We start from the raw sequence: 12,691 nt of genomic DNA, 5'->3' as shown, positions 1-12,691 counted from the left end.
GTCACCGCCGGGCTCACCGCATCGTCACCGCGCGGTCAGGTACATCCCGCTCGTGTCCTGCCCGGCCGTGTTGCGGCACGCGTAGTCGCCGCTCGGGCGCCCCCACAGCAGGGTCAGGCAGCGCCCGACCGCCTGCTGGCCGTAGTAGTTGGGGTGCATCGACTCCTGCAGCGCGCCCTGCGTGGAGTTCAGCCCGCCGTCCAGGAAGCGCGCCCACTCACTGGTGGTCGCGGACGGGCCGGAGCTCGCGGTCGGCTGCTTGGTGGCCGTCGAGCAGACCTCCCGGCCCTGCAGCATGTCCGACAGGTCCAGGAACTGCGCCCCCTTGGAGGCGGCGACGCCGGCCAGCGCCTGGGAGATCTGCGGGACCATCGAGTCGCGGGCCCAGTCGGCGTCCCCGTCCCAGAACGGGCAGCCGCCGGTGTTGGAGCGGGTCCAGCCGCTCTCCGGGTACCGCATCTCCGCGCCGCGCGGGATCGGCGACGGGTAGGACTGCAGCACCAGCCGGTAGTCCGACTGGGCGTAGCCCGCGTCGGCCATCACGGCGCGGACCTCGTCGACGGCCTTGCCGACGCCGGCCATCGCGGCGGGCATCTTGTCGTCGATCTGGGACTGCGCCGAGTCGTGGCAGTACGAGTACCAGATCAGGTAGTCCTGCACGCAGGTGGAGATGATGTCGGCGAAGCCCAGGTCGTTGCCGCCGATCGACAGGGTGATCAGCTTGACGTTGTTCTGCCGTGCCACAGCGGCGAGTTGGTCGGCCTGCGGGGCCTCGCCCTTGAAGGACTGGCCGCCGTTGGAGGCGCGGAAGACGTTGGCGGCGACGGCGCCGGAGCAGGCCAGGTCGATCTCGTTCTGGGCGCCGGTCGAGGCGCTGAGCACCTCGGCGACGTCGGAACGGTCGCAGCCGCTCGCCGCCGTGGCGCCGTAGACCCGCGAGGGGTCGTACGAGCTGCCGGTCCAGGCGCGGTCGCTGCCGTTGCGGCTGCCGCTGGTACCGGCCGAGTTGCCCTTCCAGCGGCCGGCCTCGCCGGAGATGTAGCTGTCGCCGAGCGTGACGCTGGCGGTGGGGCCGGAGGGTACGGCGGCCGGGGCGGCGGGGGCCGCGGAGGCCGGTGCGGCGACGGCCAGACCCGCGGCGGCGAGCGGGAGGGCGGCGGCTGCGGCGAGCAGCCGCCGTCCGAGTCGAGGCGCGCTGCGGGTGATGCTCGAACTGTTTTCGGGCACGGCGGAACTCCTGCGGCTCGGTCTCCCCGTGGCATGGGGAACGGGAAGACGCCTTGGTGAGGGTGGGCCGCCGGCCGGTGGCGCGATGAAGATGACATGCCCCCGCCTGTTACCGCTAGGTATCTGCAGCAGGTTTCCGCTTTTGTTACCGCCGGGTTCAGACCAGACCGGCAACCGGATCCCGGGATGCCGCCTGCGATTCACACCGGCCACAGGACTCCCCGGGCGTCACACCAGCCGCGATCGGCCCCCGTCCGCCCCCAGCACCGCCGCCAGGTCCTCCGCCAGCGCCCGGGCCTGCTCCGGCTCCAGCCGCGCCGTGGTGAACCGCAGCCCGGGCGGCGACTGGATCCGGTACCGCGCCCCGGGCGCCGCGACCCAGCCGCGCTGCACCAGTGCCGCCAGCGCCGAGGTCTCGTCCGGCACCGGCACCCAGACGTTCAGCCCGCTCCGGCCGTGCGCCTCGATCCCGCGCGCCGCCAGCTCGCCCAGCAGCGCGTCCCGCCGGGCCCCATAGGTGGCGGCCACCCGCGCGACCGGCGCCGCGTCGGCGCGCCACAGCTCGGCGACGGTGCGCTGCAGCAGCTCGCTGACCCAGCCGGCGCCCAGCCGCAGCCGTCCGGCGACCCGCCCGATCGTCTCCGCGTCACCGACCGCCACCGAGACCCGCAGGTCGGGCCCGTACGCCTTGGCGGCCGAACGCACCACCGCCCAGTGCCGCGACCCGGCACCGACCAGCGGGTGGTACGGCTGGTCGACCATGCCGTGCCCGTGGTCGTCCTCGATCAGCAGCACCCCGGGGTGCTCGGCCAGGACGGCCTTCAGCTCCTCGGCCCGGCGTGCGGTGAGCGCCGCACCGGTCGGGTTCTGCGCCCGACTGGTGACCACCACCGCCCGGGCACCCTCGGCCAGCGCCGCCGCGAGCGACTGCGGCAGCGGCCCCTCGTCGTCCAGCCGGACGGGCAGCTGCCGCAGGCCCATCGCGGGCAGCAGGTCGAGCAGGCTGCCCCAGCCCGGGTCCTCGACGGCCACCGCGTCGCCGGCGCGCAGCCGGGCGCCGAGGATGCGCTCGACGGTGTCGAGCGAGCCGGAGGCGACGACGATCGGTCCGCCGGGCAGGCCGTCGGCCTCGAAGGAGGCGCGGGCGAGCGCCAGCAGGTCCGGGGCGACGGCCGGGTGTCCGTAGAGCACCGGTTCGGCGCGGGCGGCCGCGGCGGCTGCAGCGAGGGCGGGTCCGAGGTCGGGCAGCAGCGCCGGGTCGGGGTTGCCGGTGGAGAGGTCCCGGGCGTGCGGGGGGACGGGGATGCTGATCTGGTCCCGCGGGACGAGCGCGGGCCTGGGGAGGATCCTGCTGCCCTTGCGGCCGGCCGTCTCGATCACGCCGCGGTCGCGCAGCAGGCGGTAGGCGGCGGCGACGGTGTTGGGGTTGACGCCGAGTTCGGCGGCGAGGTCGCGCAGCGGGGGCAGCGCGGTTCCGGGGGCGAGCATTCCGCTGCTCACGCCCTGCTCGATGTGCGCCGCGATTTCGCTGGCGCGTCGCCCTTTCAGCGGATAGTCTCCTAGCACAAAGACGATTATGCACTAGTACATAGAGGTTGTCATGTCAGACGCCCCGGAAGGCCCGCCGACCTACTCCCGCACCCCCAGGACCACCCCCACCCGCTACAAGGACCGGGCCACCTGGGAGCAGGCGGAGATCCACGCCATCCTCGACAGCGCCTACGTCTGCCACCTCGGCTTCGTGGCCGACGGCGCCCCCGTGGTCCTGCCGACGATCTACGCCCGGGTCGGCAGCCGGCTCTACGTCCACGGCTCCACCGGCAGTCGGCCGATGCGCGGTGCCTCCGGCGAGCAGGGCATGCCGGTCTGCGTCACCGTCACCCAGGTCGACGCGCTGGTGCTGACCAAGTCCGCGTTCAACCACTCGGTGAACTTCCGCTCGGTCGTCGCCCACGGCACCGCGCACCAGGTCACCGACCCCGAGGAACTGGACGTCGCACTGGCCGCCCTGGTCGACCACGCGGTCCCCGGCCGGTCCGCCGAGGTCCGCCCGGCCAACGCCAAGGAGCTCGCCGCGACGGCCGTCCTCCGCCTGGAGCTGGACGAGGTCTCCGCCAAGACCCGCGCGGACGACGCCGACGACGACCCGGAGGACGCCGACCTGCCGCACTGGTCCGGCCTGATCCCGGTCACCACCGTGCACGGCACCCCCGTCCCGCACGACGGCACCGCACCGCTCCCCGCGCACCTGCGCCGCTACCCCCACTGACGAGGAACACCCCGATGCTGATCAGATCCTGGGACCGCGGCGACGAGGACGAGTGGCGCGCCTGGCTCGCCGAGGGCCGCGACTTCGGCCTGCTCGCCGCCAACGGCGCCCCCGGCGAGGGCCCGGTGCTCGTCCCGACGCACTTCCTGCTGGACGCCGAACACGGCGAGATCCTGCTCCACCTGGCCGCGCCCAACCCGCTGCTGGCCGCCGTCCGGGCCGACCCCAAGGTCACCCTCGCGGTCACCGACGGCTACGCCTTCGCCCCGGGCCACTGGCGCGGCGCCCCGGGCACGCCGACCAGCTACTACGCCTCGGTCCACTTCCACTGCACCGCCGAGGTCGTGGAGTCCGCGGCCGGCAAGGCCGAGATCCTCAACCGCCAGCTGGCGCACTTCCAGCCCGAGACGCCGGAGGTCCGGGTGGTGCCCGGCAGCGGGGAGCTGGCCCGTCAACTGCCCGGTCTGCGCGGACTCCGGCTGACCGTGGACGAGGTGCGGGCCAAGTTCAAGTACGACGACAAGAAGCCCGCCGAGGCACAGCACGCGATGGCCGACCGCCTCGCCGAGCGCGCCGACGACGGCGGGCGCGGCCGCGACCAGTACGCCGCCGCCCGCACTCAGCTGCTCCGCCGTCACCAGCGGCGCACCACCGCTCCACCGGCCGGCGACGCCCGCACCGCCACCCGGCGCGCCGTCGCGCCGCGCGCCGCCGACTGACCCCGCGTCACCCGATCGGCCCCGGAATCGGCCCCGAACACGGGCAGGGCGGGCCTGGCGCTGCTCGAATGTGAGGCGAGCCCTGCCCACTCGCCGTCAGAGCGGGCCCGTCCTCCCCGGGAGCGCGCGTGTCCTCAGTCAACGGCCGGCGGGTGTCCGGCGAGGCTCACCTCGGCCACGTGATCTTCATTTCGGCGGCCGCCGCCATGGGCGGATTCCTGTTCGGCTACGACAGCGCGGTGATCAACGGCGCCGTGACGGGCATCCAGAAGCACTTCGAGGTGGGCCACGGCACCACCGCCTTCGTGGTGGCGATCGCGTTGCTGGGCTCGGCGGTCGGCGCGGTGATCGCCGGCCGGCTCGCCGACCACCTGGGCCGGGTGCGCACGATGCTGCTGGCCGCCGTGCTGTTCGCAGCCAGCGGCATCGGCTCGATGTTCCCGCCGAACATCGAGGCCCTCGCCACCTGGCGCGTGGTCGGCGGCATCGCGATCGGCATCGCCTCGGTGATCGCGCCCACCTACATCGCCGAGGTCGCGCCGACCGCCTACCGCGGCCGGCTGGCCTCCTTCCAGCAGATGGCGATCGTGCTCGGCATCACCGTCTCCCAGCTCGCCAACTGGGCGCTCAACCAGGCCGCCGGGGGTGAGTCCACCGGCCACCTCGGCGGCATCCAGGCCTGGCAGTGGATGCTCGGCGTGGAGACCATCCCCGCCCTGGTGTACGGCCTGATGGCGCTCGCCATCCCGGAGTCGCCGCGCTTCCTGATCGCCGACCACCGCGAGGAGCAGGCCCGCACGGTGCTGGTCGAGGTCGAGGGCGAGGGCGTGGACCTCGACTCCCGGGTGGCGGAGATCCGCGCGGTGCTGGAGTCCTCCCACAAGCCCCGGATCAAGGACCTGCTCGGCGGCCGCTTCGGGCTGCTGCCGATCGTCTGGATCGGCATCGGCGCCTCGGCGTTCCAGCAGTTCGTCGGCATCAACGTGATCTTCTACTACTCGTCCTTCCTCTGGCAGTCCGTCGGCATCAACGAGTCCAACTCGCTGCTGATCAGCCTCTCCACCTCGATCGTCAACGTGATCGGTACGGTGATCGCGATGGTCCTGGTGGACCGGATCGGCCGCAAGCCACTCGCCCTGGCCGGCTCGATCGGCATGGCGGCCGCGCTCGGCACCGCCGCCTGGGCGTTCTCCTTCCGGCAGGGCACCGGCGACTCCGCGACCCTGGACAACACCCACGCGGTCGTCGCCCTGATCGCCGCGCACGTCTTCGTGTTCTGCTTCGCCTTCTCCTGGGGCGTCGTGGTCTGGGTCCTGCTCGGCGAGATGTTCCCCAACCGGATCCGCGCGCTCGCGCTGTCCGTCGCCGCGTCGGCCCAGTGGATCGCCAACTGGGCGATCACCGTCAGCTTCCCGGACCTCGCCGACTGGAACCTCTCGGCGACGTACGTCATCTACGCCTGCTTCGCACTGCTCTCCATCCCGTTCGTGGCCTTCTTCATCAAGGAGACCAAGGGCCGCGCCCTGGAGGAGATGGGCTGACCCCGCCCGTCCCCTCGAACCCCCGCCGCTCGCGGCCCGACCCACGGAGAGGAAGCCATGCCTGACCAGGGCAGCTCCCGGCAGAACGTCACCTTCCCGAGCAACGGCCGCACCGCGCACGGGTACCTGGCCCACCCGCCGCAGGGCGCCGGGCCCGGTCTGGTGGTGGTGCAGGAGTGGTGGGGGCTCACCTCGCACGTCGCCACCGTGGCCGACCGCTTCGCCGCCGAGGGCTTCACCGTCCTCGCCCCCGACCTGTTCGGCGGCGCGACCACCCACGACCCCGCCGAGGCGGCCGGGCTCAAGCGCGAACTCCCCGTCGAGCGGGCCGTCGAGGACCTCGCCGGGGCCGTCGACCACCTGCTCTCACTGGACGGCGTGGTCGGCGACGCCGTGGGGGTGGTCGGCTTCTGCATGGGCGGCGGTTTCGCCCTGCTGCTGGCCGCCCGGGCCGGCGACCGGGTGGCCGCCGTGGTGCCCTTCTACGGCCTCCCGCCCGACCCCGACTTCGACTACCGCGGCCTGACCGCCCACGTCCTCGGCCACTTCGGCGAACTGGACGGCTCGATCCCGATGGCCGCCGTGGACGAGGCCGCGATCCGGATCGGCGAGGCCACCGACGTCCGCCCCGAGATCCACTTCTACCCGGCCGGTCACGCCTTCATGAACGACGAGGACCTGCTCGGCACGTACGACCCGCTCCAGGCCGGGATCGCCTGGAGCCGCACCCTCACCTTCCTCCGGGGTCACCTCGGCTGAGCCGACCGGCCGGCCCGCCGGGTGCCGTCCGGGCCACCCGCTGCGGGCCGGACCGTCAGGTGCGAAAACCCGATGGACACCTGTACGGACTCCCGCCATAGTCGCCGGGTGCCCACCCCACCCACGCGCCCGCGCCGATCCTCCTGGGCGAGCCGCAACTTCCGCATCCAGACCGCCGCCACGGTGATCAGTGGCCTGGGCAACGCCGGCGCCCCCATCGCCACCGCCTTCGCCGTCCTCGGCAACGGCGGCTCCACCACCGACGTCGGCTACGTCACCGCCGCCCGGCTGCTGCCCACCGTGCTGCTCCTGGTCCTCGGCGGCGCCCTCGCCGACCGGCTGCCCCGCCACCGGATCATGGTCGCCGCCAACCTGTTCAGCGGTGCCTCCCAGGCCGTGCTGGCCGCCCTGGTCCTGGCCGGGAACGCGCAGCTCTGGCAGCTGCTGCTGCTCTCCGCCGCCGGCGGCGCCGGCTACGCGCTCTACTCCCCCGCCTCCGGCGGCATGATCATGCAGGCCGTCCCCGAGGAGCACGCGGCCCGCGCCTTCTCGGTCTTCCGGATGGGTCAGAACGCCTCCCAGATCGGCGGCGCAGCCCTCGGCGGAGCGCTCACCGCCGCCGTCGGCCCCGGCTGGGTGCTCGCCCTGGACGCCCTGTGCTTCCTGGTCGCCGCCGCACTGCGCTTCTTCCTGGAGCCGGAGAAGTCCCCCGCCCCCTCCGGCGGCAGCATGCTGCGGGACCTGCGCGAGGGCTGGCAGGAGTTCGTCTCCCGCCGCTGGCTCCGGGTGATCGTGCTGCAGTTCTCCGTCCTGGTCGCCTGCGTCGGCGCGGTCGAGTCGGTGTACGGGCCGGCCGTCGCCGAGGAGCGGCTCGGCGGCGCGGGCGCCTGGGGCCTGGTGATGTCCGCCTACGGCGTCGGCCTGGTGGCCACCGGCCTGCTGATGGCGCGCTGGCGGCCCCGCCGGATCCTGCTGGCCGGCAACTGGGGGGTGTTCCTGTTCGGCCTGCCCGCTCTGGCCCTGGCCGCCGCGGTGCCGCTGCCGCTGCTGGTCGCCGCGATGTTCCTCTCCGGCGTCGGCGTCACCGTCTTCGGCGTCAACTGGATGGTCGCGCTCCGGCAGGAGATCCCGGAGGAGATGTTCTCCCGGGTCTCCGCGTACGACGAGCTGGGCTCCTACTCGCTCGCCCCGGTCGGCACCGCGCTGGCCGGCCCGGCCGCCGTGGCGCTCGGTCTCGGCGGCGCGCTCTGGACCTGCGCCGTCGCCTGCCTGGTGCTCAGCGCGGCGGTCCTGCTGGAGCCGCAGGTGCGCCGGTTGAGCCGCCGGAGCAGCACCGACGCACCGGTGCCCGCCACCGAGCCCGTGCCCGCACCGTGAGCGCCCCGTGCGCCCCGCGTGCGCCTGACGGTGGGCAACCAACGGGACGGGTGGGTCGTCCGAGAGGGTAGGAAACACCACCGCTCGGGGGGCCACCGGTGCCGAAGCCACTGCTGTTCCTGGACGTCGACGGGGTGCTGAACCCCGTCTGTCCCGATCCGGACGCCGGGTTCGACACCCACGCTCTGTTCGGCTACTCCGTCCTGCTCTCCACCCGGCACGGCGCGTGGCTGCGCGAACTCGCCGGGACGTACGAGCTGGTCTGGGCCACCACCTGGGAGGAGCACGCCAACACCCACGTCGCCCCGCTGATCGGTCTGGACCCGCTCCCGGTGGTCCGCCTCGCCGGCTACGTCCCGCAGCCCGGCGATCCGCGCGTCCCGTTGATGGAGCTGTTCTCCGCCGCGAAGTGGGCCCCGCTGCTGCGCTACGCCGGGGGCCGCCCGTTCGCCTGGGTGGACGACGTGATCCCCGCCCGGCTGGTCCGCAGGTCGCTCTGGCGCCGCGACCGCCTGCTGCTGCCGATCGACCCCGGCCAGGGCCTGGAGCGCCGGCACGTCGACCGCCTGCTGGCCCGCCCGCCGCGCCGCCGGGCCGTCCCGACCAAAGGCCGAGCTCCCGAGGACGGGGCGGTCAGGCGGTCGGCAGCCAGCTGACGTGACCGGCGAGCAGCGCGTACCCGACGAAGGCCACCGTGTCGATCAGCGCGTGCGCCACCACCAGCGGCATCACCCGCCCCCAGCGCCGGTACAGCAGGCAGAACACCGCCCCCATCACCATGTTGCCGACCAGCCCGCCGACCCCCTGGTACAGGTGGTACGAGCCGCGCAGCACCGAACTGACCACCACCGCGGCCGGCCAGGACCACCCCCACTGCCCCACCCGGCGCAGCAGGTAGCCGAGGACGACGACCTCCTCCAGGATGGCGTTCTGCCAGGCCGACAGCACCAGCACGGGCACCCGCCACCAGACGTCCGGCAGCCCCGAGGGCGCCACCGTCAGGTTGTACCCGGCCGCCTGCGAGGCCAGGTACAGCGCCAGCCCGGACCCGCCGATCGCCGCCGCGACGGCCGCACCCCGGCCGAGGTCGCGCAGCTTCTGCCCGAGGTCGAAACCCAGCACCTTCAGCGTGACGCCCTCGCGCACCAGCAGGTAGCCGACCAGTACCACCGGCATCAGGCCGCGCCCGATGTAGTACAGCTGCCAGACCAGGTCCAGCCAGGGCCGTCCGGGCGCCCGCGAGCCGTTCAGCGTGGCGACCTGCTGGCCGAGCTTGATCGGCTCGGTGAGCGAGCCCGCGAAGCTGATCAGCGCGCCGATCCCGCTGGCCCCGAGCGAGAGGCCGAGGACGATCAGCAGCTCCGCCCCGAGCTGACGGCGGGTGGGCTGCGCGGCCTGCGGCTCGGTCGGGACTGCGGTCACGGGGGCTCCAGCGGACGGGCGGTCGCTCCGGCCGTCGGCCGACCGCCGGAGCGATCATCCTGACACAGCGGCCCGGTCACCCGACCGGCCCGGTGCGTGCGGGGCTCAGCCGACCGGCCAGGTGTGCACCGGCTCCCCGCCGCGCATGTGTTCGGCGTAGCGCCGGGTCATCGCCGCGAGCGCCGCGGGCCGGTCCATCCCGTAGTGCTCGCGCAGCCGGTGGAAGGTCGCGCTCTGCCAGGCCGCGCCGTTGGTGCGGCGCAAGCAGCGCTGCTCGATGATGCCCAGGTAGCGGTCCCGGTCGGCCGGCTCCACGCCCCAGGCGTCGAGGCCCTGGTAGGCCATCGGCAGCAGCTCGCCCAGCACCAGGTCGACGGCGGACACCGTCTGCAGGCCGCTGCCGCGTCCGGCTCGTCCGGGGCGCGGCCACTGGAACACCGCGTCGATGCCGTACCGGGCGCCCTGCCGGAAGTTCTCGTCCGCCCGCTCGAAGGGCAGCCGGGTCCAGACCGGCCGGGGCTGCTCGGCGAGCACCCGCACCAGCCCGTAGTAGAAGGCGGCGTTGGCCAGTGTGTCGGCCACCGTCGGCCCGGCCGGCAGCGCCCGGTTCTCCACCCGCAGGTGCGCCACCCCGCCCGAGACGTCGTAGATCGGCCGGTTCCAGCGGTAGATGGTGCCGTTGTGCAGCCGCATCTCGGCGAGCTTGGGCGCGCCGCCGGAGGCCAGCACCTTCAGCGGGTCCTCGTCGTCGCAGATCGGCAGCAGCGCGGGGAAGTAGCGCAGGTTCTCCTCGAACAGGTCGTACGCCGAGTCCACCCAGCGCTCGCCGAACCAGGTGATCGGGCGCACGCCCTGCGCCTTGAGCTCCGCCGAACGGGTGTCGCAGGCCTGCTGGAAGAGCACCGGGCGGGTCTCCCGCCACAGCTCCCGCCCGAACAGGAACGGGGAGTTCGCCCCCAGCGCGAGCTGCGGCCCGCAGAGCGCCTGGGCCGCGTTCCACACCGAGGAGAAGCGCTCCGGGGTCACCTGGAGGTGCAGTTGCAGCGAGGTCGCGGCGGCCTCGGCGACCATGGTGATGGACTCCAGCTGGAGGTGTTCGACGCCCTCGATGTCGAGTGCGATCTCCTCCCCGCGGGCGGCCAGGATCTGGTCGCTGAGCAGGGTGTACCGCTGGTTGTGGCTCATCGCGTCGAGCCCGGTGTGGCCGTGCTCCAGCGTCGGCAGGATGCCCACCATGACGATCCGGGCGCCCGCTTCGGCGGCCCTCCGGTCGGCGTAGCGCAGCCCGGTGTCGATCTCCTCGCGCAGCTCCTCGAAGACGTGCCCGCAGAGCCGGTGCGGCGTGATGTTGACCTCGATGTTGAACTTGCCCAGCTCGGTCTGGAAGTCGCTGGAGCCGATCTCGCTCAGCACCTGGGCGTTGTTCATGGCCGGCAGGCCCTGCTCGTCGGCGAGGTTGAGCTCGATCTCCAGTCCCATCACCGCCCGCGGCCGGTCGAAGCGGTCCTCCCGCAGCATCCGCCCCAGCGCCTCCTGACAGGCCTGGAGCTTGCGCCGGTACAGCTGCCGGTCCGCCAGATCCGCCCGAGTCGCCACGACCTTCTCGCCCACGGTCCCCTCCTCCTGAGACACCCCGTTGAGCCACCCGGCCGACCGACCGTGCAAGCATCATGCCCACCTCGAAGATCGATACCCGAATGCTTGTACTGGCTTGCAATGCAAGGCATCTGACGGAATTTCAGACCATCTGCAGACTTGCCCGGCGCCACGGCCTGTGATAAACAGATCACCCTGCGCTTCTGTTCGATGGAATTCGCACAGCGCGCCGGCCGGAACGTTCCCGCCCCGAAGCCCTCGTCGAGGGCGGCGACCGCGCCGGCACCGCGATCCTGCACAACCGGACCCGGCCAGCCCCCGTCACCGATGACGCGCCGCGCCATGCCGGTATGCCGCACTCGCAACGCCGATCTCGCTTGGAGAGGCGGACCCCGCCATGACTCTGCAGACCCCACAGCCCCCGCCGAGCGCCCTGCGCGCGGTCCTGGGCGCACTCGACTCGGAGACCGCGCTGCGCCAGCCCGCCGCCGCAGCGCTGCGTCGTCCGGCCGGCACCCTGGTCCCCGCGCATCCGCTCGCGGTGCACGTCCTGGACGGCCCGCGCCCCGAGCTCCCCGCCGCCCGCCGCACCGGGTGGCGCTTCCTGGTCAAGGACGGCGCCGACGTCGCCGCCGCCGCCGAAGTGGTACAGGCCGTCGAGGGCCACACCTTCTCCCACTTCACCGCCGGCCCCTACCTCGACTCGACGGTCCGGGCGCTGCGCGAGGCCTGGCAACTCGCCCAGAGCTCCCGGATCCGCCGGCAGCCCCGGCTCCTGACCTTCCCGGGCCAGTACGCGACGGCGCTCTGGCTGCACAGCCCCGACACCGGCCCGGCCGGCGACCTGCTGATCCCGCTCGCCCCCGCCCCGCTCGGCGTCACCGCCCACCGCGCCTACCCCGCCGCCGAGCTGCTGCCGCTGCTCGCCCGGGCACCGCTCGCCAGGCCGCTGCTGCTCGGCACCTCCTGAACCACCCGCACCCGCACGGGCCGCCGGACCACCCGCCCGGCGGCCCTCCGCCGTGTCCGCACCTCCCGCGCCCGGGGAACGTCACCCGAACAGAGAGCACTCGAACGGGGCATCCGCCATGGCCTGATCGGGCCATCCCCCGGCTGACCCACCGGTGCGCGTTCTCCCCCCGGCCCCACCTGAACGGGTGATCTATGCGCGGGAGTTGTGGCGCGTGTCACGAAATGCCTGCGCGCACGTCCGCAGATGCCGACACTGGGAACCAGCGTGGAAGGACCACCTGTCCTACCCACTTGAGCGCCGGTCAACACCTGGTCGGCGTGCGGACAGGATCCGGCTACCGCGGCGGCCCCCGGGACGGCACGACCTCCGGCGACCGCACCACGGGGAGGATCGCAGAGCGAAGCGAGGGTACGCGTATGTGCCAGCACCGTCCTGAGTGCCCGTCGGCCGAATCCGAGGACCGCGAGGCGGCCGTGTCGGTGGCCTGCCACCCGGAGCAGGGCTGGAGCCTGCTCTGCAACGGCGTCGTGCTCTTCGAGGACACCGGAGAGTTGCTGCCGGACGGCAGGGTGATCGCCCCGCGCCGCCCCGTCGCCCACGCGGCCTGACCACCGGCCCGACCACGCGACCGGCCGGCCACACCACCGGCGCGGCCGGCCGAGCCGTCACGGTACGGGCAGGGCCCCGGCGGAGAGTTCCGCCGGGGCCCTGCCGAACGTGCGGGCGCCCCCCGCCCCCCGGGGCGGCCCCGCCCCCGCCGTCGGTGGCGGTGTAGCCGCGTGGTCTGTAAAAAAAAAACAAAGCCAAC

The 12,691-nt window shown here is 73.6% G+C and carries 12 protein-coding genes; 8 read left to right on the top strand and 4 right to left on the bottom strand.

Annotation, left to right across the window (positions count from 1 at the left end; translation table 11 throughout):
- Positions 1 to 24: 24 nt before the first annotated feature.
- Both ACFV0O_RS33540 and ACFV0O_RS33535 read right to left on the bottom strand, forming a co-directional pair.
- Entirely contained in the window at positions 25 to 1,227 is a 1,203-nt protein-coding gene (locus ACFV0O_RS33540; protein ID WP_380347523.1) for a GDSL-type esterase/lipase family protein, read from the bottom strand.
- 228 nt (positions 1,228 to 1,455) lie between these two features.
- Positions 1,456 to 2,793 (bottom strand): aminotransferase class I/II-fold pyridoxal phosphate-dependent enzyme, encoded by a 1,338-nt coding sequence (locus tag ACFV0O_RS33535; protein ID WP_380347522.1) that lies wholly within the window; start codon positions 2,791 to 2,793, stop codon positions 1,456 to 1,458.
- A 34-nt stretch (positions 2,794 to 2,827) separates the two neighbouring features.
- Between ACFV0O_RS33535 and ACFV0O_RS33530 the strand changes: the two genes are divergently transcribed.
- From ACFV0O_RS33530 to ACFV0O_RS33505, 6 genes are all read left to right on the top strand, one after another.
- Positions 2,828 to 3,496: a pyridoxamine 5'-phosphate oxidase family protein gene (locus ACFV0O_RS33530; RefSeq protein WP_360258018.1), complete on the top strand. Its 669-nt coding sequence runs from the start codon at positions 2,828 to 2,830 to the stop codon at positions 3,494 to 3,496.
- Positions 3,497 to 3,510: 14 nt separating this feature from the next.
- The gene (locus tag ACFV0O_RS33525; protein ID WP_380347521.1) at positions 3,511 to 4,215 is read left to right on the top strand and encodes an FMN-binding negative transcriptional regulator; all 705 of its coding nucleotides are present in this window, start codon (positions 3,511 to 3,513) and stop codon (positions 4,213 to 4,215) included.
- 128 nt (positions 4,216 to 4,343) lie between these two features.
- Complete coding sequence (locus ACFV0O_RS33520) at positions 4,344 to 5,756, top strand: sugar porter family MFS transporter (RefSeq protein ID WP_380347520.1); 1,413 nt, start codon at positions 4,344 to 4,346, stop codon at positions 5,754 to 5,756.
- Positions 5,757 to 5,813: 57 nt separating this feature from the next.
- Positions 5,814 to 6,515: an alpha/beta fold hydrolase gene (locus ACFV0O_RS33515; RefSeq protein WP_360258012.1), complete on the top strand. Its 702-nt coding sequence runs from the start codon at positions 5,814 to 5,816 to the stop codon at positions 6,513 to 6,515.
- Positions 6,516 to 6,623: 108 nt separating this feature from the next.
- Complete coding sequence (locus tag ACFV0O_RS33510) at positions 6,624 to 7,892, top strand: MFS transporter (RefSeq protein ID WP_380347519.1); 1,269 nt, start codon at positions 6,624 to 6,626, stop codon at positions 7,890 to 7,892.
- 98 nt (positions 7,893 to 7,990) lie between these two features.
- Positions 7,991 to 8,548, top strand: coding sequence for an HAD domain-containing protein (locus ACFV0O_RS33505; protein ID WP_380347518.1), 558 nt, complete (start codon positions 7,991 to 7,993; stop codon positions 8,546 to 8,548).
- Here ACFV0O_RS33505 and ACFV0O_RS33500 read toward each other — a convergent pair.
- Complete coding sequence (locus ACFV0O_RS33500) at positions 8,526 to 9,314, bottom strand: CPBP family intramembrane glutamic endopeptidase (protein WP_380347517.1); 789 nt, start codon at positions 9,312 to 9,314, stop codon at positions 8,526 to 8,528. The genes ACFV0O_RS33505 and ACFV0O_RS33500 overlap by 23 nt on opposite strands.
- A 105-nt stretch (positions 9,315 to 9,419) precedes the next feature.
- Positions 9,420 to 10,925 carry a glutamate--cysteine ligase gene (locus ACFV0O_RS33495; RefSeq protein WP_380347516.1) on the bottom strand — a complete coding sequence of 502 codons (1,506 nt, stop codon included), beginning with the start codon at positions 10,923 to 10,925 and terminating at the stop codon, positions 9,420 to 9,422.
- Positions 10,926 to 11,307: 382 nt separating this feature from the next.
- On the opposite strand from ACFV0O_RS33495, the gene ACFV0O_RS33490 reads away from it, so the two are divergent.
- Both ACFV0O_RS33490 and ACFV0O_RS33485 read left to right on the top strand, forming a co-directional pair.
- A complete protein-coding gene (locus tag ACFV0O_RS33490) occupies positions 11,308 to 11,880 on the top strand; it encodes a hypothetical protein (protein ID WP_380347515.1) in 573 nt (190 codons plus the stop codon).
- Positions 11,881 to 12,299: 419 nt separating this feature from the next.
- A complete protein-coding gene (locus ACFV0O_RS33485) occupies positions 12,300 to 12,491 on the top strand; it encodes a DUF5999 family protein (RefSeq protein ID WP_030256473.1) in 192 nt (63 codons plus the stop codon).
- Positions 12,492 to 12,691: the final 200 nt, after the last annotated feature.

It is taken from the genome of Kitasatospora sp. NPDC059577, from assembly GCF_042735475.1.
In the GTDB taxonomy this organism is placed as follows: Bacteria; Actinomycetota; Actinomycetes; order Streptomycetales; family Streptomycetaceae; genus Kitasatospora.
Note: the sequence above shows the minus strand (reverse complement) of the source record. Positions and strands in the feature narration are given on the sequence as shown.